General features: G+C 46.7%; 19 protein-coding genes. 15 read left to right on the forward strand and 4 right to left on the reverse strand.

Annotated elements, in window-relative coordinates; genetic code table 11:
- Window positions 1-28 precede the first annotated feature (28 nt).
- The 7 genes from ACJJIC_RS11315 to ACJJIC_RS11345 all read left to right on the forward strand — a co-directional run bounded on the left by ACJJIC_RS11315 (window position 29) and on the right by ACJJIC_RS11345 (window position 9,074).
- On the forward strand, window positions 29-559 hold the full coding sequence (locus ACJJIC_RS11315; protein WP_444885322.1) for a MotA/TolQ/ExbB proton channel family protein: 531 nt from the start codon (window positions 29-31) through the stop codon (window positions 557-559).
- A complete protein-coding gene (locus tag ACJJIC_RS11320; protein ID WP_020414951.1) occupies window positions 559-906 on the forward strand; it encodes a DUF2149 domain-containing protein in 348 nt (115 codons plus the stop codon). Before ACJJIC_RS11315 ends, ACJJIC_RS11320 begins: the two co-directional genes overlap by 1 nt.
- Before the next feature lie 20 nt (window positions 907-926).
- Window positions 927-4,859: a cobaltochelatase subunit CobN gene (cobN, locus tag ACJJIC_RS11325; protein ID WP_445356938.1), complete on the forward strand. Its 3,933-nt coding sequence runs from the start codon at window positions 927-929 to the stop codon at window positions 4,857-4,859.
- 389 nt (window positions 4,860-5,248) lie between these two features.
- Window positions 5,249-5,863: a protease inhibitor BamI-like protein gene (locus ACJJIC_RS11330; RefSeq protein ID WP_444888699.1), complete on the forward strand. Its 615-nt coding sequence runs from the start codon at window positions 5,249-5,251 to the stop codon at window positions 5,861-5,863.
- Between the two features lie 246 nt (window positions 5,864-6,109).
- A complete protein-coding gene (locus ACJJIC_RS11335) occupies window positions 6,110-6,931 on the forward strand; it encodes a reprolysin-like metallopeptidase (protein ID WP_252085493.1) in 822 nt (273 codons plus the stop codon).
- A gap of 491 nt (window positions 6,932-7,422) precedes the next feature.
- Window positions 7,423-8,100 (forward strand): protease inhibitor BamI-like protein, encoded by a 678-nt coding sequence (locus ACJJIC_RS11340; protein WP_445356939.1) that lies wholly within the window; start codon window positions 7,423-7,425, stop codon window positions 8,098-8,100.
- A 224-nt stretch (window positions 8,101-8,324) separates the two neighbouring features.
- Window positions 8,325-9,074, forward strand: coding sequence for a M12 family metallo-peptidase (locus ACJJIC_RS11345; protein WP_252085495.1), 750 nt, complete (start codon window positions 8,325-8,327; stop codon window positions 9,072-9,074).
- A gap of 336 nt (window positions 9,075-9,410) precedes the next feature.
- Here ACJJIC_RS11345 and ACJJIC_RS11350 read toward each other — a convergent pair whose 3' ends face one another.
- The gene (locus ACJJIC_RS11350) at window positions 9,411-10,043 is read right to left on the reverse strand and encodes a LysE family translocator (protein ID WP_445356940.1); all 633 of its coding nucleotides are present in this window, start codon (window positions 10,041-10,043) and stop codon (window positions 9,411-9,413) included.
- A 334-nt stretch (window positions 10,044-10,377) separates the two neighbouring features.
- Window positions 10,378-10,734, reverse strand: a complete 357-nt coding sequence (locus tag ACJJIC_RS11355; RefSeq protein ID WP_445356941.1) for a hypothetical protein — start codon at window positions 10,732-10,734, stop codon at window positions 10,378-10,380.
- A gap of 387 nt (window positions 10,735-11,121) precedes the next feature.
- On the opposite strand from ACJJIC_RS11355, the gene ACJJIC_RS11360 reads away from it, so the two are divergent.
- The 6 genes from ACJJIC_RS11360 (at window position 11,122) to ACJJIC_RS11385 (ending at window position 18,859) form a co-directional block, all read left to right on the forward strand.
- Window positions 11,122-13,404: a TonB-dependent receptor gene (locus ACJJIC_RS11360; RefSeq protein ID WP_445356942.1), complete on the forward strand. Its 2,283-nt coding sequence runs from the start codon at window positions 11,122-11,124 to the stop codon at window positions 13,402-13,404.
- Window positions 13,405-13,841: 437 nt separating this feature from the next.
- Window positions 13,842-14,714 (forward strand): alpha/beta fold hydrolase, encoded by an 873-nt coding sequence (locus ACJJIC_RS11365; RefSeq protein WP_445356943.1) that lies wholly within the window; start codon window positions 13,842-13,844, stop codon window positions 14,712-14,714.
- A 456-nt stretch (window positions 14,715-15,170) separates the two neighbouring features.
- Window positions 15,171-16,544, forward strand: coding sequence for a nucleotide 5'-monophosphate nucleosidase PpnN (ppnN, locus tag ACJJIC_RS11370; RefSeq protein WP_445356944.1), 1,374 nt, complete (start codon window positions 15,171-15,173; stop codon window positions 16,542-16,544).
- Window positions 16,545-16,788: 244 nt separating this feature from the next.
- On the forward strand, window positions 16,789-17,196 hold the full coding sequence (locus ACJJIC_RS11375) for a PaaI family thioesterase (RefSeq protein WP_444885313.1): 408 nt from the start codon (window positions 16,789-16,791) through the stop codon (window positions 17,194-17,196).
- Window positions 17,197-17,339: 143 nt separating this feature from the next.
- On the forward strand, window positions 17,340-18,338 hold the full coding sequence (locus ACJJIC_RS11380) for a hypothetical protein (protein WP_445356945.1): 999 nt from the start codon (window positions 17,340-17,342) through the stop codon (window positions 18,336-18,338).
- 68 nt (window positions 18,339-18,406) lie between these two features.
- The gene (locus tag ACJJIC_RS11385; protein WP_444909909.1) at window positions 18,407-18,859 is read left to right on the forward strand and encodes a cupin domain-containing protein; all 453 of its coding nucleotides are present in this window, start codon (window positions 18,407-18,409) and stop codon (window positions 18,857-18,859) included.
- A 337-nt stretch (window positions 18,860-19,196) separates the two neighbouring features.
- Here ACJJIC_RS11385 and pgmB read toward each other — a convergent pair whose 3' ends face one another.
- Together pgmB and ACJJIC_RS11395 are read right to left on the reverse strand one after the other, a co-directional pair.
- Window positions 19,197-19,868, reverse strand: a complete 672-nt coding sequence (gene pgmB, locus ACJJIC_RS11390) for a beta-phosphoglucomutase (protein WP_444909908.1) — start codon at window positions 19,866-19,868, stop codon at window positions 19,197-19,199.
- Entirely contained in the window at window positions 19,865-22,216 is a 2,352-nt protein-coding gene (locus ACJJIC_RS11395) for a glycoside hydrolase family 65 protein (RefSeq protein WP_444909907.1), read from the reverse strand. The genes pgmB and ACJJIC_RS11395 overlap by 4 nt, the downstream gene beginning before the upstream one ends.
- A 429-nt stretch (window positions 22,217-22,645) precedes the next feature.
- Between ACJJIC_RS11395 and ACJJIC_RS11400 the strand changes: the two genes are divergently transcribed.
- A complete protein-coding gene (locus ACJJIC_RS11400) occupies window positions 22,646-23,899 on the forward strand; it encodes an MFS transporter (RefSeq protein WP_444909906.1) in 1,254 nt (417 codons plus the stop codon).
- Between the two features lie 76 nt (window positions 23,900-23,975).
- On the forward strand, window positions 23,976-25,037 hold the full coding sequence (locus ACJJIC_RS11405) for a LacI family DNA-binding transcriptional regulator (RefSeq protein ID WP_444909905.1): 1,062 nt from the start codon (window positions 23,976-23,978) through the stop codon (window positions 25,035-25,037).
- The last annotated feature ends 56 nt before the right edge of the window (window positions 25,038-25,093 follow it).

Genomic DNA, 25,093 nt, shown 5'->3' on the forward strand with positions numbered 1-25,093 from the left:
CGAAAGTGCTGGGCTGAGGAGACTTGCAATGAATATTTCGATAATTGAGAACCTGATGGCCGATGTGGCTGATTTGTTTATGGCCCCAGTATTACTGGCGATTCTGGTTCTTTTTATCTACGCACTTTACGCAACGGGACGCTTTATCTCTCTATGGCTGCTGCGACGCCGCAATGCTGGCACCTACAGCTTGGCCTTAAAGCAAGGTCGGAAAGAGGAGCTGCCAGGCTTTCAGGTGCACAACTATTACGTGCGACACCCTTTGGCATGTGATGACGAGTTGGAAGTTTTTGCACTGAAAAAGTTGGAGATGCTGCGTATGGCTACACGCATTGCCCCCATGTTGGGCTTGATCGCCACCATGATCCCGATGGGGCCGGCGTTGCGAGCCTTGGCCGATGGCAATATCCAGGGGATCAGTGAAAACCTGATTATCGCTTTTGCTGCTGTGATCTGGGGCCTCGCAATTTCTACCCTGACCTTCTGGCCGGCCTCGGTAAAGAAGCGTTGGTTTGCTGCTGAGCTAATTAACATTCGCAAATTGAAGGAGGCTGTTTAATGCGCTTCCTGGATGAAGATGAAGAGCTCAACCCGATTTTGAGTGCGGTTAACTTGATTGATGTTTTTCTGGTGATTATTGCCGCACTGCTTATCGCTATCGCACAAAACCCGCTAAACGTGTTTTCCAATGAAAAGGTCACAGTCATCAAAAATGCCGGTGAGCCCAATATGGAAGTCATCGTAAAAGATGGGGAAGAAATTAAGCAGTACAAATCCACTGGTGAAATTGGTTCCGGAGAGGGCACTCGCGCTGGTGTTGCTTACCAGATGGCAGACGGCAGCCTGGTCTATGTACCGGAAGGAAAAGAAGAGTCTGCAAAAGACAAGGCTGTAGGGGGTAAATAGTCATGTTGAAGAAGGTTTGTATGCAATTGGCATGCTTCGTCGTAATAGCCTTCACTACGATGATGGTGCAGGCTAACGATAAACCCAAAGTTTTGCTGATGATGTCCAGCCATACCGCGAAAGCCAAGGGGGAGCTGTTATCTGATTTGGCTGCGGACCAGCCGTTTACCCTGGAGATATTTAACAGCAAAGGGAAGAGTGAAGAGCAAATAGCGCAGGCCTGGGGTTCCTCTAGCCTGGTGATGCTTGACGGTATCAATCCGGCACTCTCCCAATTTATGTTTGGGAAATACCAGCCGCTACTAACCCAGTTCCCCAAAGTGCCTGTGCTTTCCCTGGGAGATGCCGATAACGCCTCCATGAATCAGGGGCTGACTGTTGAACAGCACCAATCCATCGCTGCGTATTTCAATAATGCTGGGCGTCAGAACTACCGGCACTTGATGCAGTTCCTCTCCTCCAAAGTCTTTGGCCTCTCTGAGCAGCCTGTAGTCGACCCAATTATTGTGCCTAAAGTGGGTTTTTATCATCCGCGTCTGCCAAGCCTGGTGACTGACAGCGAAGGGGATTTCTTTAATTGGCTGCAGGTATCCGCAGAGCAGCCGGTTATAGGTTTGGCTATCCATCGCTCAGTCGTGGATTACGAGCAGCAGCAGGTTGTAGATGCCATCTTGACTGGCCTGGAAGAAAAAGGTGCTAAGGCTTTTGCCTTTTTCTTTGAAGGTGAGGATCTGCCGCTTTCCTATCCGGATTTACTGCAAGACGAAGCGGGGCAAACACGTGTTGATCTGATGATCAATTACCGCTCTCTCCATTATGTGAGTAAACGTCGCGCGGAGTTCGAAAAGTTGGGTGTCCCGGTGATTCATGCCCTGAACTATACCGAGGGCAGTGAAGCGGATTATCTTGCCGATAATAGTGGGGTCTCTCCTTCGCTAACTCCATTCTTCCTGGTGATGCCTGAAGACACCGGTAGTATCGATCCGGTAATTGTTGCCGCAAGTGAAGGTGGCAATAAGGTTGTAATGACAGACCAGCTCGATGCGTTGGTGGAACGCGCCTGGAGTCATGCCTCTCTTGGCTACAAAAAAAACAACCAGAAAAAAGTGGCTACCTTTATCTGGAACTACCCTCCCGGTGAGAAGAATATTGGTGCGGCCTTCCTCGATGTCCCTTCTTCTATTGAGTCTATCGCCAAAGCCATGGCGGAGCGTGGCTATCAAATAGAAAAGCAGGACTCCAAGACCCTGATTACCTGGGCGGGCCAATTGCTGCGCCCTTATTATCGCCGTGAAGACAGCGTGGCACTGATTGATAAAGGTTTGGCGGACTGGATGCCACTTTCCACCTATGTCGATTGGTTTAATCGTTTGCCGGCCTCTATACGTGATCCCATTGTGGAGCGGTGGGGTAAGCCGGAAGATAATGCCATGTTGGCAGACCATAATGGTGAGCGGGCGTTTGTGATCCCACGTATGACATTGGGTAACCTGATTGTCCTGCCGCAGGGGGTGCGTGCGGAGAATGCCAAAGATCACGCCTCCCTCTATCACGATATGAAAACGCCGGTAAACCATGCTTACCTGGCGGTTTATCTCTACGCGCGCAAAACTTTCGGGGCCGATGCCTATATTCACTTGGGGACACATGGTTCCCAGGAGTGGCTAACCGGTAAGGAGCGTGGACTCTCTGTGTACGACGCCCCAAATTTGGCTCTGGGTAATATCCCGGTATTTTATCCCTACATTATTGATAATGTAGGCGAAGCTATGCAGGCCAAGCGTCGCGGACGTGCGACGATGATCAGCCATTTAACACCGGGCTTCGCTAAAGCGGGTCTTTATGCCGAAGTGGCCGAACTCTCTGAGTTGATTGGTAATTACCTGATACTGGAAGAAGGGCAAACCCGGCTGAATACCCAGGAGCGTATTATCGCCCTGGCGGACAAGCTGAATATGCTCAAGGATTTAGAAATCAACGCTGAAACCTTGCAGGCTGATTTCGATGGCCAGCTCAGTCGTTTTCAGGACCACTTGGCCCAACTGGCTGAAATGAGCCAGCCACTGGGTATCCATCGTTTTGGTCAGCTGCCCAAGTCAGAGCATCTCACCAGCACCATGCTGCAAATGCTGGGTGAAAACTTTATCTCCGCCGCCGGCCAATATGAGAGCGAGCAGGGCCTGAGTTTGCCGCAGGATCAGGTGCTGGATGAACGCAATGTAGTCGCCTTGGAAGCACAGCCGGGTTATCAGCTGTTAAATGCCTACCTGGCTGGCCGCAAGTTGCCAGAACTTTCTGAAGAGCTGCAAAATTACCTGCAGCAGGGCCGGGAGTATGCCGATAACTTTGCCGGTATCGCTGAGCTACAAAACCTGATGCTGGCGCTCGACGGTGAGTACATTCCGGTGAGCTATGGGGGTGACCCTATTCGCAACCCGCAGGCAGTGCCTACCGGTCGCAACCTGATTGGATTCAACCCTGCCAAGGTGCCGTCCAAGGAGGCTTATGAGGCCGGCGTTCAACTGATGGAACAAACTATTGCCGACTATCGGGAAAAACACGGTCGTTTCCCGGATAAGCTGGCATTTTCCCTTTGGTCCCTGGAGACGATGCGTCACCAGGGTGCGTTGGAAGCGCAAATACTGCATGCGCTGGGTCTCAAGCCCAAATGGAATCAGCAGGGCAATGTTACTGGAACTGAGGTGATTCCCTATTCAGAGCTAAAGCGCCCTCGTATCGATGTGGTGATCTCTGCTACGGGCCTTTACCGCGATGCTTTCCCTAATGTGATGCTGTGGCTGGCGGAAGCCATCGATAAAGTGGCGCAGATGAAGGAGGAGAACAACTTTGTTTATCGCCACAGCCAGGCCTTATTAAAGCAACTAAAGGAAGAAGGCAGTTCCGAAGAAGATGCCCGCTATCTTTCCTCTGTACGCATTTTCTCCAATGAAAGTGGCAATTACGGTACCGGCTTGAATGGTGCCAGCCTGGCTTCCGACAGCTGGGAGACAGACGACAAGCTGGCCGATCTGTATATGCGCCGCATGGGGTTTGCCTATGGCAAGGATGAGTCCCGTTGGAGCGAGGACCAGCGCAATGTTGCACTTTATAGCAAGGTGCTTTCCGGTACCGATGGAGTGATATTCTCGCGCTCCACCAATCTCTACGCAATGATGACTAATGACGACCCTTTCCAGTATTTTGGTGGTATGGGGCTTGCGGTGCGCAATCTCGACGGTAAGACACCCGAAATGTATGTCTCCAACTTGCGTCGCAAGGACAACATTAAAACCCAGACCCTGGGAGAATTTGTCAATCAGGAAATGCGTAGCCGTTATTTCCATCCCCGTTGGATTGAGGCGATGCAGGAATCCGGCTATGCCGGCGCAACGGCAATCTTGGATCGCGTGAACAACATGTGGGGCTGGGAGGTGATGACTCCGGAAACCATCCGCGACTACCAATGGCAGGAGATGTTTGAGGTCTACGTGGAGGATAAATACCAAATGGATATGCGTGAGTTCTTTGAGGAGCACAATGCGGAAGCCCTGGCACAAATGCTGGAGCGTATGCTGGAGGCTGTGCGCAAAGGCTACTGGCCTGCCGATGCAGAAACGCTAAGGAAAATGGTGGAGACTTACACCGAGCTCGCCAACCAGCACGACGTAGCAACAGACAATGAGAAATTTACTGACTTTGTGAATCAGCAGGCCCTTGGATTTGGTCTTGCCCCGCTTGTGAGTGGCCAGACGGTAGATAATGTCGCTGCCAGCGCTCCCGCGTCTCAGCAAGTTAGTGGGCAGAAACTAGAAGAAGTAAAAGAGCCCGCAGCTCAGGATAAGCCCCGGGACTTCTTGTGGTTATTACTGTTGGCAATTGTTATCACTGGATTTATTAGCGTATTTTTTGAGCGCTTTTTTGAGGGGGGAGGGCTGAGAGTGACCCATGTCTAGGCATTGGGGGTTACCCGTGGCGATAAAAGCCAATCCTAAAGTCACTTTTTGATCAGTTAAGGCCAGCAATTCTTACCAGCGTTGCTGGCTTTTTCTTTTTTGGCAGAAAAAATTTTAAGCTAATGTTGTTGTCATTTTTCAGGAACCTGTCGATATTTTTTCGTATCCAGCAGGTAAAGTCAGAGAACACTCACAGGCTACCCATTCAGGGATGACATTTTTGTGAAATAATTCTGAAAAATTAATTGCGTGGAAATTAGCATTAAGCGTCTCAGCATAGTGGTCCATGTTAGGAAAGGTTAAGTCTCGGTTTTGCTGTAGCTCATTAAGTAATCAGCACCATTGAGATTTTTTCTGAACTAGCATAAATATTTTGCAGTGAGAAGCTAATGAGAAAAATAATTCCACTGATTGCTCTCCTTTGTGCGGGAGGGTATTTTTTCTGGGCAAAGAGTCAAACAGATAGCCCACAACCGATTACTGAAAAACCAGTCTCACCTCCCTCCAAGAAAATTGTTCCAACTGAAACTAAATCTACAGAAGAAGTGGTAGAGATGCCTTCCGCCCAAGAGCAAGAGGCGAACCCTGATAGTGCCTTGATGTGGGCAGAATCGGATGTCGCAAGGCAGGTTTTACATGAGTCAGGACGCTTGCCGCTTGATTTAAATGGAGAGACATATCTTGAGATTGATGTAGAGGCTCTGAAGAATTTATCTATTGGAGACTATGTTGATATAGAAATGCCTGGGGTGAAGGGAAATTACGATGCTCAGGTGGATAAAGTCCAGGAGCATGCCAGTGGGAATAAAAGTGTACAAATGAACCTGCCTGGTTATGGTAGCGTGTATTTTGTAAATTTCACAATTGGCAAAAACTCGGTATATGGTAATTTAACATTGCCTTCAGGCTCATACTCCCTAGAGGCGCAGGGAAATTATGCCTGGGTGGCTTCGAAAAAAGATTTAACCAGGAGTCACTTGGAGGAAGAGGTAAAATTAAAGTAAGAATTTATCTAATGTTGGGGTAGGAGTTATCTTACCTGGCTAGCAGCAAAGGGAGTGCTGCTTGAAGTGCCTGTTACTGCCAGAAGCGATTGCTTTTACAGGTGGAAAAGAGAGTAGGGAGTAATCTATTTTCCAGTTAAGGCGAGTGCATTTTGTGATTTGATCAGTTTGACCAAAGATGTAACCGGTTTCATTGATTAGATCACAAAGATTGGGGTAAATAATTTAATAATAAAAGGAACTGCTATGAAGCTAAGAAACAGTTTGGCTGCCGCAATAACGGCTCTTACCATCTCTGGGGCGGCAAGTGCGGAGACGATAAAAATTGCGGTTTGGTATACCGACCCTGCGGCTCAGTATACTGGTGATATTTCCGTAATGGTTGATAATCTGATCAGTACTTCTAACCGTATCTACGAGAATAATGGCCTGGATATTCAGCTGGAATTGGTAGACTCAAGAGAGTATTCCAAGGAGGACCTCCTCATTAATGGAGACAACCTCAATGAATTTTCTGGCTTAACTGAGTACTTTGCCGAGGATAGTACGCCGACCTACGCTGAAATTACGCAAGTTGCTCCCGGCCCAGTTGGGGTGCAGCGTCAACTTTTTGAAGCCGACATGGTTGCTCTGTTAGGCAAGGGCGAAGAAGTTTGGGAAGATGGACGCTTTCTTGGTACCCGCTGTGGAGTAGCCTGGGGCGGAATAGGTAGTAACGGTGTAATGGATCCTAGTGCCAAGCGCTTGGCCTATAGTTTGACTGCAGTTGATTGTGGGGGTACTGATCTTACATTTATTCATGAGCTGGGCCACAACATGGGGCTGACTCATTCTCGCCAACAAGGTGATACCAGTGGTTATGTTTACCGTTGGGGACTTGGTTACGGTGTAAATAACAGTTTCTCAACTATTATGGCGTATCCATCTGCATTTGGAAGCGCTGAAAGACTGGATACATTTTCTGATCCAGGCAAAATCTGCAACGGGTTACCGTGTGGCGAGAGAAATCGGGCTGATGCTCATAGAGCATTGGAGCCGATTATTGATGATGTAGCTGGCTATTATTAATCTACTTTACTCTCTTGATCTATTGAGAAGTTATTGACCGTTAACTCCATTGTTTTGGGGAGGGCTTTGCCCTCCCTTTTTTTGTTCTTTAACTTTTGGGTTGACTTGTTCTGCAGGTGTCTTTTTTATCTTTTGGTGTAATTTATCGCATCCTTTTTTTTGGTTATAGCTTTATAACCATTTAAGCTCCTCAAGTGGATGAACTTCTCAATATTTTTAAGGACTTATATTTGTTGGTTGCGATGAGGTTTGCAGTTTTTTATGATTTTGTTGTCGGCTTCAGTTGCGATCATTTTTTTATTTTTCTTATCTGTGAAGTGTTTTCAAAAAATATTTTGAGGTCCTGATACCATTCTTCGTCTGAGTCTGGGCGATAGCGAGAATGTCTGGAAGTAACCTTTTCTGGTTGATATTGCGAGAAAAAATTTTCTTCTGAAGCTTGGGGGTTTCGGGAGTGTTATTTTAATAAATGAATGTTGGGGTAGTGAGCTGTGAAGAAGTTGATATTTCCTGTTTTGGTGGTCTTGCTAGGGGCTGGATATTATTTTTGGTCTAAAGGGCAGTCTAATACTGAAAGACAGGTCGCAAAAATTCCAGAGCCTAAACTGGCTATTGATAGGTTTCCTGTAGAAGACTCTTTGGATGAAGTTGTTGAAGGTGAGGCATCTGCAGTGGATGAGCCTCTGGAAGAAGTTGAAAATATTCTTTGGGAAGAGTCAGAGTTAGCTAAGCAGGTACTTCATGAAAATGGTCGCCTGCCAAAAGATCTCAAGGGTGAAACTTATCTTGAGCTTAATGTGGATATGTTAAGGAATTTAGAGATAGGCGAATATGTTGATATGGATCTTCCTGGAGTGGAAGGTGACTACGATGCTCAAGTGGGAAGTATTCAACAGCACGCGAGTGGAAACAAAAGCTTGGAATTAAACTTTCCGGGGCATGCACGCCTCTTTGGGGCCACAATAACGCTAGGAAAGGATGTGGTTTATGCTCAGCTGAACCTGCCATCGGGCTCTTACACTATGGAGGCACAAGATGGTTTTGCATGGATTGCGCCTAATGGGGCTTTAATTCAGGGTCATGTAGAAAACGGTGATCTACGTAGAAAGCCATCGTCCCAAGGTAAGAAGTTAGAAGGCGGCGATCTTTTAGTTGAAGATGAGCTGTAAAGAATCTAAAGATGAGAGATGCATAGTTTCAAATCTTTAGGTCGACAAGGGATGTGTCTATATGTAACCCGTAAATATTAAGAGTTTATTTTCTCGATAGGTTGGAAAAAAAGGATAGTTTCTTTGCGGGTTAGGGTGCAAAAGCATGTCATGTTGGCAGTTGATCAATTTTTGCAGCTGCCAAAAAAGTACATGCATTAATTATATAAAAAAGGAAGACTACAATGAGTCTCAAAAAAAGTTTAGCTGCTGCCGTTGCAGCTGCTGCAGTTTCCGGTTTTGCACAGGCTGAAACTGTTGATGTAGGCATCGTATATACAGATCAAGCGGCAGCTTATACTGGCGATATTTCTGCAAAAATTGATCAGTATATTGCTTATGCCAATAATTCTTTTAAAAATAACCTTGTTGATATTCAGCTAAACTTGGTAGGTACAGCGAGAACCTCCACAGATCGCCGCCCTACAGAAAGTGACATCGATACTATCACCGCCAGTAGCAGCTACCAGAACTGGCGTGCTTCAAAAAAAGCGGACATGATCATTTTGTTGGGCATGGCCGAAACTGATGGTCGTTATACCACTTGTGGTATCGCCTGGGTTGGTCAAGGTAGCAATGGCACAATGTATGCTTCTACCCGTGATCAAGCTTATAGCATCACTGCCGTAGACTGTGGCTACAACACTTTCGTTCATGAGCTTGGCCACAATATGGGCCTGAGTCACTCTACTGCTCAGCAGGGTACTCCTGGCGTGTACTCCTATGGTTATGGCCATGGTGTACAAAATAGGTTTACCACGATTATGGCTTATCCACATGTATTCGGTACTACAACCCAGTTTGATATTTTCTCAGATCCGGATTGGGTAGCCTGTGATGGTTTACCTTGTGGTGAAAGAAGAAATGGTGTTGATATCTCCAACGCGTACCGCGCAATTGGCCCGATCGTAGATGATATTGCAGGTTATTACTAATAGCTCGCTGTATCTATATGATCAAAGCAAGCCGTCATTTTATATTTAGTGGCAGAAGCTTGCACCTCTAGTCTTCGACTAGAAAAAAGCCGGGGAAAACCCCGGCTTTTTTGTTTGACGACTGTTAGTCGCTAAAATTGCGCGGATACAACTTAAGCTATGTATGTCCGAGCCAGGCGAGCTTATAACTTATTGAAAAAAGCGAATACTGAGTGGGTAGCGCCAAAAAACGCCCTCATTGGCTCGGATGGCCCCAATACGAATAAAAACTACATTAATGCCTTCTCTTGCAATTTTACGTTTCATGTAAACTTAAATATGGTGAATTTCACCCGGCTAGCGTTCTGTTGCTAAACGAGCGGCAAGGCCGAGGAAAATAGCCCCCAGGATGCCCTCCGAATGTCGAGTAAATGCGGCGGGCTGTTTAAATACGTGTCCCAACCTGCTAAATGAAAGAGAAAATATTGTATTGACTATGAGGGCTGTGGTACTGAGCAGAATGCCAAGAAGCAATATTTGGGGCATAAGGGGCTCTGTACTTGTGGTGAACTGCGGTAAGAATAAGCTAAAAAATAAAAGCGCCTTAGGATTCATTAAATTATTAATCAGGCCTCTACTGAGGAGCTGCCAAGGAGTTAGCCTTTCTGTTACAGGTTTAGTGTTCTGAACAGAGAGGTTGGCGCGCCAGCTACGTAATAGATTAAATCCAAGCCAGGCAAGATAGTGGGCTCCGACAGTTTTTACAACTATGGCGACCAATGGCATGGCCTGCATTATTTGGCCGAGGCCAAATGCGACGAGTAGCGTTTGAATAAGTCCTGCAATGAAAATCCCCAAACCGATTAAAAATCCAGCTAAAAAACCTCTTGTGGCGGAGTAGGTCGATATCAACACTAAATCTGGACCTGGTGAGATGGCCAATAGGGCAGATGCACCAAGGAAGGCGGTCAAAATATGAATCTCGGGCACAAAGAAAGCTCCTAGGGGACTTGTAGCTGGGGGATTATAACCCTGGGGTCACTACTTCCCCTGAAAAGTAATGTCATGTTATGAGGAAATCCAAATTGTACTTTTGCTTCAGATGATGCAGCGTAGTTATCTGGAGAGGAGGGTTATTGGGGAGATAATCGGAGTCTTGGGTTTAAGTCAGAAAATGAGCCTTTACTAAGAGTATTTATTTGTGGATCTCTTGGATGTAAAGGGGTATTTACCTTCTTCGAAAGCAGGCAAGGGTTGATAGTGTAACCTTAAGTCTGTTTGGCTCTTCGCACAATCAACCCCGCCTCTGCTTCTCAGTAGGCCCCTACTGCTCCTGTATCATTTCCACTGGGCCATGATCATCACAGTGATCACCGTGTACATGATGCAGGTGTCCATCTACCAGGTAATCGAAGTGATCTCCATGGGGAATACGTTCGTGTCCGCAGTTTTCCCCATGGGCATGAGTGGCGTGTGTGCTGGTAGTGATAGGATTGCAGCTCGCGGGATTTCTGCTGCTGACTTCCAGCACGTGCTCATCGTAGTGGCCATGGTGGGGATGGTGTAGATGGCCATTGTGCAAATAACAAACATGGTCTCCATGCCGTATAGCGGCATGCCCGCAGTGGGGGCCGTGCTTATGGGAGTGGTTGTCCGCCTGATGACATGAAGAACTGGTCATTTTGAGCCCTCAATGGTGGCACTGAACTTCTAAATACATCCTTGTCAGCTACAACAAGGATTCCTTCCGTGCATTCGCATAATTCTACTTTAGAAACGCATTGACCCCTTTCAAAGCAATAAATACGTCTTAGGGTCTGTGGCAGCGTCTGCTCACTTCACCGGGAGGATGTCTGGCGGAATCTTACTTCCTTAGCAAATATGACCAAATACAGGAAATGGCCACAAATTACCCCGTCATCCGCATTGCAATCGATTGCAATCCTGCTTTATAGTTGTTCCAAAGTGTCGTCTCACAGGACGGGTACATAAATTGCAATCGTTTGCATTGGCGTGTACCAGACACATCTCAAAATCCAATAAGAATGACGATGAGAGGGAAGTTTTAATGAAGAAGAATCCTCTAGCGCTGGCTATACCTCTTGGGGCCATGCAGCTGGGCTTCTGGGGTTATGCCACAGCTCAGGAAGCCGCTTCACCATTGGCGTCTGAAGATAGGGTGATTGAGGAAGTGATCACCACGGGAACCCCAGGTGGTGCCGGTATAAAAAAGCTGGATGCGAGCTTTTCAATCACAACCCTGAGTGACGATGAAATCGGTAAAGCTTCCCCGTCTAGTACTGCAGATTTGCTGAAGTCTATCCCAGGTCTTTGGGTTGAAAGCTCTGGCGGGGTATCTGGCGCAAACATTGATGTACGGGGATTTCCGGGAGGCAGTGACGCGCCGTTTGTGACGGTCTCTATGAATGGCTTGCCACTTTACCCGGCACCGACTCTTTCTTTCATGGAAAACTCTTCTCTATTCCGAGTGGATGAGACTATCCAGCGCGTAGAAGGCCTGCGCGGTGGCCCTAACCCGGTCTACTCTAACGGCCAGCCGGGTCTCACGACCAATTTCATTTTGAAAGAGGGGACCGAAGAGACCGAGGGTCGCTTTAAATACACCACTTCGGATTATGATCTTCAAAGGGCTGATGCCCTTCTGACCGGGAAGCTCAGCGAAGATGTGTACTACATGATGGGTGGGTATGTGAGTTCTTCTCCCGGTATTCGCGATGCCGGTTTTGATGCGGAAGAAGGTCACCAGTTTACCTTGCACCTGACTAAAGAGATGGACAATGGCAAAGCTGGTTTCTACGTACGAGATACTAAAGATACTGGCACCTGGTATCTGCCAAATGCTTCCTTCCTGGCAACTGATTACACCCAAGTGGGCCCCAGCAATCGCAAAGTTTCAGTACCCATTTCCCAGGCCGACGGAAATGGTGGCTCTGAAACGCGCTGGGAAACTTTTGATATGGGAGAAGGCCGTGGTTGGGACGGCAGCGTAGCTGGTGCCTACCTTGAGCTGGACCTGGGCAATGGTTGGAGTCTTACTGAGCGTTTTGGTTTGACCAGCGGTAATGCCGATACTTTAGGCTTTGTTCCCAATGGTCGTCCAGTATTACCCAGTGAGTTGCGATACGACGATGGTACCAGCGTGACTTCAGCTACTACCGTGTCTGGGGCTGAGGTCAGTAATGATACTTTGTTACAGCAATTCGGTGCTTGGGTAGTACGAAAAGATATTGAGGCAACGACCAACGATATTAGCTTAGCCAAAGAGTGGGATGACTTTAAGGTAACCGCAGGCTATTACACCTCTAGTTGGGAAGTTGATGAGTGGTGGAGTCTTGGAAACCAAGCGTACTATGTGCTTGGTCATGATGGTGAGCAAGTTGCTGGCGATATTTCTTGTGATGATAAAGAACTCGACCCAGTTCTTTGTTGGAGCCATGATCTTGAAGCGATAGGTGATGCCCGAGAAAACGCATTCTACATTGCAGGTGAGTTTTACCTGGGCGATTTCACTTTTGATTTGGGGGTGCGCTCTGCAAATCGTGAAGCTAACTACTCAGTAGATGAAGGTGTTCGTGATGGTATTTTTAACACCTATAAGGCGGATGAAGAGGGTACTGCCTATACAGCTGCAGTAGATTGGGCCTTCGCTGAGAATATGGGGGCTTTCTTCCGTATAAATTCAGGCTTCAAATTTGCGGACTTTGATAATTATCGCGAGTTTGGTGAGAGCTTCCGCGCGGGTTCCGATCTGATTATCGATATCGACCAATATGAGCTGGGCTACAAGCTGCAGGATCAAGACTACTCGCTGTTTGCCACCCTTTTCTACAATGAAACCCAGGGAATGCCTGATTGCATTATTGGTAGCACCACATGCGCCCGCCTGGAAACAGAGGCGTTGGGTCTTGAGCTGGATGGCAAGGCCCACTGGGGTGACTTCACTTTGGGCCTGAATGCAACTTTGCAGAAGCCAGAAATCACCAGTGGTGACTTTAAAGGCAATCAAGTGATGCGCCAGCCCGAGTACCAAGTACGCCTAAGCCAGAACTACGATTTCACGATCAACAATATTGATATGGCAGTGTTTGGTGGAGTAAGCCGAGTAGGTGATCGTTTCAATGACAGTAAAAACTCGGTGACGCTGCCGGGTTATACCAAGGTTGATTTTGGAGCAGTGGCTTACTTAAACGATATTACCGTTCAGCTTGCACTGGATAACCTCACCGATGAGGAGGGCATTACCGAGGGAGATCCAAGGGATCCTCAGGCAACCAATGTTCGTTATATCCTGCCGCGCAATATCAAGTTAAGCATCGCTTACGACTTCTAGTTTAACTCAAACCTCTCCCGCAGGTTTTCTGAGCTTTGCCGCACAATTTCTATTGTGCGGCTTTTTTATGCCTGCCTTCTTGCCAATTGTCTATAAAATGCCAGACTTGGTCGAATTTTCAGCATTATTAAGATTGATTATTGTCCCTAGCAATTAATGAGACTCTTATAAAGTAAATAATATATTGATTTCCCTGGCAAAGGTTTTCTGGGATAGTGCCTGTAGATGTTGCTGGATAAATTGGTACGTTGTACGAGTTGTTCTTTCGGCAGGTTTATTGTTCAGTTAAATATGCAGCATTAAGAACTACGTCTGTGTCGGGTAAATAGTGTTATTTGATTTAGGTGAATGAGGGATAGGAGTTACTGGTTTGACAATGGTTTGGGTGCCGATACTCACCGTAGATATTATGTAAGCTATAAATTCCAAGGAAGATTATGAAAATTTATACCGCATTTTTTCTCAGTGTTCTTTGTTGCTCAGTTTGGGCGGAAGATGAGCATAAATATGAGTTTGTTACCATTGGGGGGAATACAATATCCTATCTTTGTAAAGAGGAGGGTGAGGGTAAAAAAGTAGTATTGATGGTTTCAGGTATGGGGTTAGATGCCCATAGTACCTATAAAAATACCTTTCATAAATTCTCTTCTAATGATTTTATGCTTTGTATCTACGATCGGCCTGGAGCTGGAAAAAGTGCGCATGCTGTTCCAAAAGTTAGATCGATGGATGCGCTTTCTGCTGAGCTTGAGGCCTTCGTGGAGTTTAAAAAATGGGATTCCATAGTTCTTGTGGCCCACTCATTTGGTGGTTTAGTAGCAAGGGCATTTGCAAGTGAAAACCCCAGTAGTGTGTCTGCCCTTCTATTTGTGGATGCAGCCCATGAATCCTGGTACGGAAACCTGAAGTCTTCTTTATCCAAGGAGGGCTGGGCAACGATGCAGTGGATTATGGCGTGGGAAAAGGAAAAGCATTCCTTCGAAGATTTTGCAGAGTCTGCATCAAAACCAGAGCGCTATGAGTTAAAGAAAGAGATTCCAATCACGGTAATGAGTAGAGGGTTGCCACATACCGCAATTCGTCAGACTAAAATGAGTTATGCAGATGTAGATGCTTACAACAGGACTTGGGATCAGTCGCAAATTGAACTCACCAAGATTAGTGATAACGCCAAACATGTAATTATGAAATACTCCTCGCATCTGTACGATGAAACCGATCCGTGGATTGTACTTGAAGAGCTGAATCAACTTTTATCTAAAGTTAAGCCTTCCCCTGAAGAATATCAGGAACGTAGGACATCAAACTAAAGTTTGATGCTATTAAAGAATCCCGGGCTCAATTTTGGTGAGAATTTTTATTTTTATAAATGTGTTCAGGGTTGATCTGGTAATGTGTTGCCCCTAAATAGGATAATTGTCAAATTAAGCCTGAACCAATAGGTGGGACGGTTTTCATGGTGCGGGCTTAATAAGTAGTGCCCACTTGCAATGACCTGCCAAAGAGTACCTGTGATCAAGATGTAAACTGGGTCAAAATAATGTGAATCGCGACTCAGTCCTAAAGAGTTAAGCCTGTATTCCTCTGTTGGCACTCCCTGTCTCAGGTGAATGGTTTAGTTGTACGTCAACTTTTCTTGGTTATTAAATCCAATTGCCTCGGTTTAATTAAAAAAGAAGCCTAGTCATCAACTTAGATTACACTTCTATAGCACCAGAACACTATTTTCTGTAAAGATCCCAATTTCAGTTCAATAAGAGGGTTGCATGTCTATTGATCTTATCGATGCACAGGTTTCATCTACAGGGCAGTTTGAGATCCTATCCAAGTATGAAATTAATCGGCTTAGTAGCGAGAGTCGTGGTTCACAATACCAAACCTTTAGAAACTGCTCACTAGCGGTGCTAAATAGTGGCGGTTTTATGGATGATGGTAAGGAGCTTCTGGAAACCTTTGCTAATTTTGATATCTCTGTTGTCCCCACAGAGCGCAGTATAAAACTACAGCTTAAAAACGCTCCAGCCAGTGCTTTTGTTGATGGCAAAATTATCAGTGGTATTGCAGAGCATTTGTTTGCGGTACTGAGAGATATTATTTATGTAAATAGTGAAATCACCGGCAGTAAGTTGCATGACTTAACATCCTCTCAGGGCATTACTGATGCGGTTTTTCATATTATGAGGAATGCCGGTACCTTCGATAGAGTCCGCACGCCTAGGTTAGTAGTATGCTGGGGAGGGCACTCAATCTTATCTGAAGAGTACGATTATACTAAGCAGGTCGGTTATGAATTGGCTCTGCGCCACCTTGATATTTGTACCGGTTGTGGGCCGGGAGCAATGAAGGGGCCAATGAAAGGTGCCACTATTGGACATGCCAAGCAGCGCGATCGCCATGGACAGTACCTTGGTGTTACCGAACCCGGTATTATCGCTGCAGAAGCACCAAATGCAATCGTCAATCAACTGGTTATTCTCCCAGATATTGAAAAACGCTTAGAAGCTTTTGTACGCACAGGCCATGGCATTGTAGTTTTCCCAGGGGGAGCGGGTACTGCTGAGGAGATCATCTATCTCCTGGGGATACTCCTACACGAAGAAAATAAGGATCAACCATTCCCTGTTATCTTCACCGGCCCACCTAGTGCAACGGAATATTTTGTTCGTATTGATGAATTTATCGCCTCTACTTTGGGTAAGGAAGCTCGTTCAAGATACCAAATTATTATTGATAACCCACAGGAAGTGGCTAGACAAATGTCGGTAGGCATACAAGAGGTCAAGTCCTTCCGCAAAGCAACGGATGACGCCTATTATTTTAACTGGAAGTTAAAAGTCGCTAACGAATTTCAGCAGCCGTTTATACCAACTCATGATAGTATGCTGAACCTCGCCTTACATAAAAGCCAAGAACCTTATCTATTAGCTGCCAACCTGCGACGTGCATTCTCTGGCGTCGTATCTGGTAATGTGAAAAATGAAGGGATTCGGATGGTTGAGGAGTATGGACCTTATGAGCTGCGTGGTGATTCGAGCATTATGCGCAGCATTGATATTATGCTGGAGTCTTTTGTGAAACAACAGAGAATGAAGTTGCCGGGTAAAGAGTATGTTCCCTGCTATAAGGTAATTTCCAAGTAGTTTCAGAATTTTCTATCAGAAATAGTAATGTGCAAGGGATGCTAGGTGGGGTAGGGCTCTTTACAATGCTGCCCTCTATTTGAGAAGGCCTCTGGAAAAATAATTATTATGTACAGTAAAAATTACACTCCTTTGTGAGTTTGCTGTGTAACCTAGATATAAAAAGATGTTTAGTGGGACTAAAGAAAAATCTCTGCTTTATTGGCTTGTTATTATGACCGGTTAGTTGTTAATAAGGATTTATATGAAAGACCATAACTATTACAACAAGATTTGCGAAGGTAAACTTCCAGGGCTTCTCGGGATTGAGCTTGTGAAAGTTGCTGAGGGCGAGATCCATGCAGAGATGAGAATTTTGGAGTCTCATCTGGCACCTAATGGCTACTTGCATGCTGGTAGCGTCGTTTCTTTGGCCGATACGGCCTGTGGCATTGGTTGCTTGGCAAACTTACCAGAAAAGGCTTCTGGCTTTACTACTGTTGAACTGAAGTCGAATCATCTGGGAACAGTTCGTGATGGGGTTGTTCTTTGTGCTGCAACACCTGTTCATAAGGGGCGGACCACTCAGGTATGGGATGCTTCCGTAGTCTGTAAGAGTACGGGTAAAAAGCTGGCTTTATTCCGCTGTACGCAATTGATTTTATACCCGTGACCGATGATTGCCCCTAGCTTGAACAGCAGTACTGATTTGCAGGGGCTCCTTCTGGAAGTTATATTCTTACCATATTGGGAGGATGATCGATCCGAGTCACTCTCCCCCTTGCCTTATAAGAATAATCCGCTGGTGCTTTTCAAATGCTTCGTCCATTTCTACTTGCTCTAATATTTTTCTCTTTAGTTTTTCCCGTTCTCGCTGAAGAAAAGCCATCTGGCCAGCTAGATAGTTGGCGATTGGTGAGCTTTAAAAATGAGCCGTTATTGAATTTACATCTATATTTGTATGAATTGGCAAGAGATAAAAATCTATATGCGGCTCTAAAGAAGGAGGAAGGCATTGTTACTGATCAGTTGTACCTCTTCGAGAGGGCGATCAATGATTATATTACACATGGGGCTGAACAAAATATTAATATTATTCGGTCTAGCGGGGAAGTGGCAGATCTAACAGCCCTGCTTTTATCAGGCACTCCTGTCGATTCTGAATCAGTTAACAATAACTTATATGCTCATTTGCAGGAGCTTTCCACTCTTTATAATGAGCAAATGTGGGGTCTGCATAGAGAAAGTAACTTTAGGTGGTATCTAAGCTTACGGGAAAAGCTGGATGTGTATGGTGACCCAATTGCTAGCCGGCTCGAAGACCTCTTTGGTGAAAAACTGCTAGTAAATGCGCATACAGTGAATATTGTCTATAAGCCTGGTATGCGACAGGGAGCTACCACTTCAGGAAGAAGTTCTCAAACCATTATCAATAGTAACTATTCAGATTACTCAGGCTGGCTTGCATTAGAAATGTTTTTTCATGAGTTAACACATGCTAACAGTGTGAATCGCAAAAGCAAACTTCAAGGGATAATCAGCAGTGAGTTTGATAAATATGACTTAAAGGCTCATAAACATATTTGGCATCCAATTCAATTTTATACAGTTGGTGAAGTTGTTAGAAGAGTTATTTCAGAGGAAGAGCCAAATTTCACAGATTACGCAACACTGAACGGTTTATATGTTGGGCGCTGGAATTATAAATCCCTTCTTGATAAGTATTGGATGCCTTACTTGAATGGTTTGGTTTCAATGGAGGAGGCGGTAGCTGATCTTGCCAAAAATCTGTCAAACGAAAAGCGTGAGAATTAGGTGCCTCTTTGGTTGGGATCAATTTTAAGGTTATTGTTAATTTCATTATAGGTCTTAAAGGAATAGTCATGCAGCCTATCAAATTATCTGAACACCCTGAAGGGGGGAGATTTCTTGAGGTTTTCAGATCCAATGCAGTGGTGACCAATAACAAAGGGCAGAGGAGATCAGCGCTCACTCACATTTACTTTTCATTAGATAAAGGCGAGGTAAGCCGATTTCATAAAGTGCAATCGGATGAGGTGTGGAATTTATATCAAGGCGCAGGGCTCTATCTTTATACTTGGAATGACTTGGATAAGAATGTTCAGAGGATGGAAATTTCATCCAAAAATAATACGTTTTGTCAGGTTGTTCCAGCTGGAACTTGGCAGGCAGCTGAACCTATTGGAAAGACAGTACTGGTAGGCTGCTCCGTTGGGCCAGGATTTGAATTTGCTGATTTTAGTCTGATTGATCCACAATCGATTGAGGCTAAAAAGTTAATCTCCATAAATTCCGACATGTTGAAGTTTATTTAGTTTTAGATGGGTGATTGTTCTCCTGAAAATGAAGGGGTAAAAGGGTATCTATAGCATTGTAGGCCATATATTCCTTACTATATTTGGGGGTTGATTGTTGGTTTGGGGTTTATAAGTCTGGGGAAATGGGGCTGGTAATTTTGCTCAATCACACAGTGAATTCTTAGGAAAGGTCAGATACTTATTCTGGTTTTTATTTCTTCGAGTACACGTATTTTCCAAATATGCGATATAGGGTGATTTCTCCTTTACAACATTAGAAAGCAAGTATCACTGAATAGAAGGAGAGCAATCTTTCTATTCAGCTTGAATATTGATTTTGCAACAGCTCTTACATTTAACTGATTGAAGCTGCGTGGATAGCAGAAAGAAAAAAGTCTTTAGGGACGAACTCCGACAGGCTGCCGACAATAAAATCAGCTTCTCTCAGGGAATTTTCACTCCCCACCCCAACAGCAGTCATACCGTTGGCTGCTTTGATCGCAGCGACCCCGGCAGCAGCATCCTCAAAGGCAACACAGAGTTCAGGTTCAACTTGTAGGCCTTGCGCTGCTGCGAGGAAAATATCCGGGCTGGGTTTAGGTGCGGACTGTTCTGGATCGGCAATTGTTGAGAAGTAATGTGATATCTCCAATGCTTGCAAAACGGCCGGCGCATTCTTACTGGCTGATGCCAGGGCAATGGGGATTTGTTTCTCGTTTAACCAAGCGAGAAGCTCCCCAGCACCGGGCAGTAGATCTTTTGGAGATAAGCTGCGAATCAGTTTCTGATAATAACTATTCTTTCTGCTAGCTAGATCGATCTTTTCCTTTTCACTAAACTGATCGCTCTCTTCCCCAAGAATCACTTCCAGTGAGGCCATACGCTCCAGCCCCTTAAGCCTTTCACTGGTATCTTCAGCCCATGGGCGTTTGAGTTCTTGGGCCAGTTGGTGCCAGGCTTTCAGGTGTAGTCGTGCGGTATCAGCGAGTACACCATCCAGATCAAAAATTGCTGCACGATAGATCACTGTGTTACCTCCACTGGTGGTGCTATCTCAAATGTTTGGGTTTCGCCTGCTGCGAGAAATACGGGTTTATGGACGTGATGAAGGTTGATGGGCTCGCCAGTTATCAGGGTATAGCTGGCATTACTGTAATTGATGTCCACTTCCAGGGTGCGACCACGGAATTGCAGGCGGAAGCGATAACCTTCCATACCCTCGGGTACAAACGGGGCGAAGCTCAATTTGGTACCACGCAGGCGCATACCGGCAAAGCCCTGCACCATGCACATCCAGGTGCCGCCCATACAGGCAGTATGGATACCGTGCTGAGTATTATTGTGGTGATTGTCCAGGTCCATTCGTGCTACTTGCTGGAAGTAGTCGAGCGCTTTTTCCGGGTATCCCACCTCGCTGGCAATAATGCTGTGGATGCAGGCGGATAGGGTAGAATCGTGTGTAGTGAGCGGTTCGTAAAAGTCGAAGTCGCGGCGTTTTTGTTCAATGGAAAACTCGGAACTTTCGAGCAATAGTCCCAAGACTACATCTGCCTGCTTGCAAACCTGATGTCGATAAATTACCAGTGGATGGTAGTGCAGTAGCAGGGGGTAATGATTTGCCGGTGTTTGCTCAAAGTCCCACACTGGCTTGTCGAGGAAGCCATCATCCTGCGGGTGAATACCTTGGGATTGGTCGTAGGGGAGGTACATGGCCTTTGCGGCTTTTGCCCAAAGCATGGGTTCCTGTGGGCCCAGTTGTATACGTTGGGCCAAGGCCAGGCACGCTTCTGGATCAAAGGATTGCAGCCACTGGTATACCTCTGCAGCATACTCCAAATGCGCACGGGCCATCAGGTTGGTATAGAAGTTGTTATCTACTAACGCGGTATATTCATCCGGGCCAGTGACTTCATTAATACAAAATTGGTTGTTGCGGCGAGGATTGAAGTGGCCGATTTCCATCCATAGGCGGGCCCCCTCAATAACCAGCTCCGCCCCTTTTTCCCGCAGAAACTCCGTATCACCAGTGACTCGGCTGTAGTGGCGCACTGCATAGGCGATATCCGCATTGATATGAAACTGGGCAGTGCCGGCAGGGTAGTATGCAGAGCACTCCTCCCCGCCAATGGTGCGCCAGGGAAAGAGTGCGCCCTTGCTGATCGCCAGCTCTCGGGCACGGGCACGGGCCGCATCCAGGATCGAGTGGCGATACTCCAGCAGGTGGCGGGCCATATTGGGCTGGGTGTAGAGAAAAAACGGCAATACATAGATTTCTGTATCCCAGAAATAATGACCGTCGTAACCATCTCCCGAGAGCCCTTTTGCAGCGATATTCGTGCGTCCATCCCTGCCAAGGGATTGGAATAGGTGGAAAAGATTAAATCGAATACCTTGCTGTAGGCTGTCGTTGCCAAACACCTGGATATCGGATTCTTGCCAGAATTTATCCATCTCGATGCGTTGGGCCTTGGCATATTCGGCAAAATTTTTATTGGCGCTGAGTTCAAGGTATTTGCGCAATGGTCCAGCTTCAATCGGCTCAGCCCTTTGCTCTGCGAAGTAAGCTAGGTATTTTGTCAAGCACAGGGGCTTGCCCCGCTGGGCATTGCAGCGATATTCGGTGGCTACTCGGTTTTCATGGCGTAGATTGGTCACGGTGTGGCCCGCACTAGCCTGCAAGCGGTGTATGGCTGCGCAGCGAATCTCATAGCCGCTACTTCTGACTGAGAGCGGTAGTGCCAAGTAGTCACCATCAGCGACGTTATCCAGCCATTGGATATCCTCCTGATTGATGGGAGAAGCCAGGCGTGGATCGTCGCTGTGCTCGGCTTGATCGAGATTGCCATCCAGCCCCGTCAACAGGCGTATTTCCCCATCAAAATCCAGTGGAGTGACTTCAACATGGATGAGCACTAGGTGTTTTTCAGTTAGGCAGATTTGGCGCTGGGTTTTGAGCCTGAGAGTTTTCCCAAAAGGCGAACGCCAGGTGAGGCTGCGCGCAAGGGTTGCGCTGGCCATATCCAAGTGGCGCTCGTACTCAAGTAGTGCACCCTCCGCGAGGCTGAAACGCTCCCCATCAATCCAGATTTGAATACCCTTGCCGTCCGGTACCGTTAGCATGCGCTGATTATTGCGGGCGTAGCCGTAAGCGGCCTCGCCGTAGCGAATAGGTTCACTGGCATAGACCCCATTGAGGTAACAGCCATCAGAAAAGGGCTCGGGATCAAAGCCTTCCTCAAAGGTGCCTCTCAGGCCAATAAAACCATTGCCCAGGGAGAATAGGGTGGCGTTAAGAGGGTAGTCATCCGCTTGAAACTCTCTTTCCAGCAGGCCCCAGGGGTGAATTTCAAGCTTATGTTGTTGTTCTTTCTTCATACCACTTACACAGAAACTGATGGTTAGGTGCTTTGCCAAAGTAATTAGTGCTTTGGGCAACTGCCTGCAGTCTATCGCTTGTACACATTGAAATGCAATCGATTGCATTTCGGAGGTAAAAAATCTCCTTGTACGGTAACTATGTGCTATTTGTGAGTATAAATATCCATTAACTTATTGATAATAAAGAATTTATTGGCATTTTTGTTATCTAGTAACCTGCTTGTCTGACCGGCGATCGCGGAATGGTCTCTGTTTGGCAGCTTGAAATATTGCAAACGATTGCAATTCTTTTGTGGTAAGTCATACTGCTGAGTTCTGGGGGCGTGAAAATTTACAGTCATCAACCCACACTAAGAGATCAAAAAATGTACAATAACAGGCTGGTACGGCTGTACGCCTGAGCCATAGACCGATAAAGATTTCCTTATGAACAATCAGCGCATACTGCTTTCCCTATTCGCCATCTACTTTGTATTCGCCATTCTCTTGAACAGTGTCGGCACTGTGATACTGCAGGTGATTAATACTTACGACGTGAGTAAATCTGCAGCCAGTGTATTGGAGGGCTTTAAGGATATCCCCATCGGCATCGTATCTTTTCTGGTTGCTTCGCAACTGCCGCGTTTCGGATTTAAGCGCGCCATGCTGATGGGGCTCGCTATTGTTACCGGGGCTTGTATTGCCATGCCCCTATTGCCAGGTTTCTGGACAGCAAAGCTACTGTTCCTTTCCGTGGGAGTCGCATTTGCCTTGGTGAAGGTCGCGGTTTATTCAACTGTGGGCCTGTTAACCCGTGGTCCAAATGAACATGCGAGTATGGTGAATACCCTGGAGGGGGTATTTATGGTGGGGGTTCTTGGTGGGTATTGGCTGTTTAGTGCCTTTATCGACTCTGCAAATCCAGGTTCCACAGCTTGGTTGAGTGTGTATTGGGTGCTGGCCGCGATTTGTCTGTTTGCCTTTATTTTATTGTCGCTGACAAAAATGGATGAGTCGGGTACCCGGGTTGAGGGCACCAGTCCACGGCAGGATTTCTGGGCAATGATAAAGCTGATGGCCAAGCCCCTGGTTTATATTTATGTAATTTCCGTTTTTATCTATGTGTTGATCGAACAGGGTATCGGCAGCTGGTTGCCCACGTTTAACAATGAAATTTTGAAGCTACCAGCGGCGATGAGCGTCCAGGCTGCCAGTATTTTTGCCGCAGGGCTCGCCTTGGGCCGCTTAGGGGCAGGGGCCATTATGCGGCGTTTACACTGGTATCCAGTGCTGAATGTCTGCCTGCTGGCAATGGCATTACTGGTGGTACTGACTCTTCCGCTATCCAGTGATGTGCAGGCCAACCCGGATATCAACTGGTTCAACGCGCCGATTGCGGCCTTTATTCTGCCTCTGATTGGCCTGTTTATGGCTCCCATTTATCCGGCAATCAACTCGGTGATGCTGAGTTCACTACCGACCCATCAGCATTCGGCGATGACCGGGCTACTAGTGATTTTTTCTGCACTGGGGGGCACTACCGGTTCCCTGATTACGGGTTCGGTTTTTGAAGCCTTTGATGGCCAAGTGGCCTTTTACTTATCACTGGTGCCGATCTCGGTAATTCTAGTCAGCTTGTTCTTTTTCCGTAGGGCAGTGGAAGGGCGAGAAATTGGGGCCTCAGCCAGGCTGACGGTTTGAGCTATCAGGGTTCATTTTACAAACTCTTGTAGCACGCCTAAGATGGCGTATTTCCCGCGAACAAGGTGAAGTACGCATGCCTAAGGATTCCTCCTCTCCCGTCTCCATGTCCGATATTGCACGGCTGGCGGGAGTTTCTGAATCCACTGTTTCCCGCGCGCTGAATAACAACCCGCTAATCAATGAAAAGACTCGGGAGCGTATTCAGCAAATCGCGCGGAGTATGAATTACAAAATCAACGAGAGTGCACGCAATCTGCGTTTAAAACGCAGCCATACCATTTCTGTCGTCATCAATACCGGCAGCGCCGGAGGCCAGACTTTTTCCGACCCCTTTATGTTGGACATGATTGGCGCGATTGCCGATCGCTTGGCCGAGCACCGATATGATCTACTGTTTTCAAATCGTATCGTTACAAGTGACGATTGGCATGCCTACTTAATGGGGTCTCGCCGCGCCGATGGGGTAATCGTGATTGGCCAAGGGGTGGACGACAGCCCCCTGCATGAACTACAACGCCAGGGCGATCCGTTGGTAGTATGGGGAGGTACTACCAAACCAGATCTCGATTACTGCATTGTAAGTAGTGACAATCAGATGGGAGGGCGCCAGGCCACCGAGCACCTACTCAAGCTGGGCCGTTGTAACATCCTCTTTCTTGGTGATACTGCGCACCCCGAGATTTACGGTCGCTACGAGGGTTATAGGGCCGCGCTTAGCGCAGAGGGGCTGGGTAATCGCGAGCGTCAAATTCAGGTTTCTTTCTCCAGTGAAAGCGGTTATCAATCCATTGCAGACTTGCTAAAAACCGAGGGGTTGAGCTTCGATGCGATTTTCGCCGCAAGTGACAGCATTGCAATGGGAGCCATCAAGGCTTTGCAGAGCCAGGGTTACAAGGTTCCCGACGATATTGCAGTAGTTGGATTTGATGATATCCCCATCGCGCCTTTCTATACGCCCCCACTAACGACTGTGCGACAGAATATCCAGCGCGGCGGTGAGCTGATGGTGGAGAAGATGATGCAGTTGATCGGTGATAAGACAGCAGAGCCAGCAGTGCTGCCAACCGAACTGGTGGTACGCTCTTCCTGTGGCGCTAACCCTGATTTCCAGCCGATCCAGGAATATAGTCAGTAATCAATCTTGGCAGCTCCCCCTGGAGCTGTCTTAAGCACTCTTGAATTTCTTCTGGT

It is taken from the genome of Microbulbifer mixtoriginis (SeqCode), assembly GCF_052468275.1.

What these genes read in the sequence shown, in the direction of transcription:
- ACJJIC_RS11315 (WP_444885322.1), top strand. Translation starts at nt 29, where the DNA reads ATGAATATTTCGATAATTGAGAACCTGATGGCCGATGTGGCTGATTTG.
- ACJJIC_RS11320 (WP_020414951.1), top strand. Translation starts at nt 559, where the DNA reads ATGCGCTTCCTGGATGAAGATGAAGAGCTCAACCCGATTTTGAGTGCG.
- cobN (WP_445356938.1), top strand. Translation starts at nt 927, where the DNA reads ATGCAATTGGCATGCTTCGTCGTAATAGCCTTCACTACGATGATGGTG.
- ACJJIC_RS11330 (WP_444888699.1), top strand. Translation starts at nt 5,249, where the DNA reads ATGAGAAAAATAATTCCACTGATTGCTCTCCTTTGTGCGGGAGGGTAT.
- ACJJIC_RS11335 (WP_252085493.1), top strand. Translation starts at nt 6,110, where the DNA reads ATGAAGCTAAGAAACAGTTTGGCTGCCGCAATAACGGCTCTTACCATC.
- ACJJIC_RS11345 (WP_252085495.1), top strand. Translation starts at nt 8,325, where the DNA reads ATGAGTCTCAAAAAAAGTTTAGCTGCTGCCGTTGCAGCTGCTGCAGTT.
- ACJJIC_RS11355 (WP_445356941.1), bottom strand. Translation starts at nt 10,734, where the DNA reads ATGACCAGTTCTTCATGTCATCAGGCGGACAACCACTCCCATAAGCAC.
- ACJJIC_RS11360 (WP_445356942.1), top strand. Translation starts at nt 11,122, where the DNA reads ATGAAGAAGAATCCTCTAGCGCTGGCTATACCTCTTGGGGCCATGCAG.
- ACJJIC_RS11365 (WP_445356943.1), top strand. Translation starts at nt 13,842, where the DNA reads ATGAAAATTTATACCGCATTTTTTCTCAGTGTTCTTTGTTGCTCAGTT.
- ppnN (WP_445356944.1), top strand. Translation starts at nt 15,171, where the DNA reads ATGTCTATTGATCTTATCGATGCACAGGTTTCATCTACAGGGCAGTTT.
- ACJJIC_RS11375 (WP_444885313.1), top strand. Translation starts at nt 16,789, where the DNA reads ATGAAAGACCATAACTATTACAACAAGATTTGCGAAGGTAAACTTCCA.
- ACJJIC_RS11380 (WP_445356945.1), top strand. Translation starts at nt 17,340, where the DNA reads ATGCTTCGTCCATTTCTACTTGCTCTAATATTTTTCTCTTTAGTTTTT.
- ACJJIC_RS11385 (WP_444909909.1), top strand. Translation starts at nt 18,407, where the DNA reads ATGCAGCCTATCAAATTATCTGAACACCCTGAAGGGGGGAGATTTCTT.
- ACJJIC_RS11395 (WP_444909907.1), bottom strand. Translation starts at nt 22,216, where the DNA reads ATGAAGAAAGAACAACAACATAAGCTTGAAATTCACCCCTGGGGCCTG.
- ACJJIC_RS11400 (WP_444909906.1), top strand. Translation starts at nt 22,646, where the DNA reads ATGAACAATCAGCGCATACTGCTTTCCCTATTCGCCATCTACTTTGTA.
- ACJJIC_RS11405 (WP_444909905.1), top strand. Translation starts at nt 23,976, where the DNA reads ATGCCTAAGGATTCCTCCTCTCCCGTCTCCATGTCCGATATTGCACGG.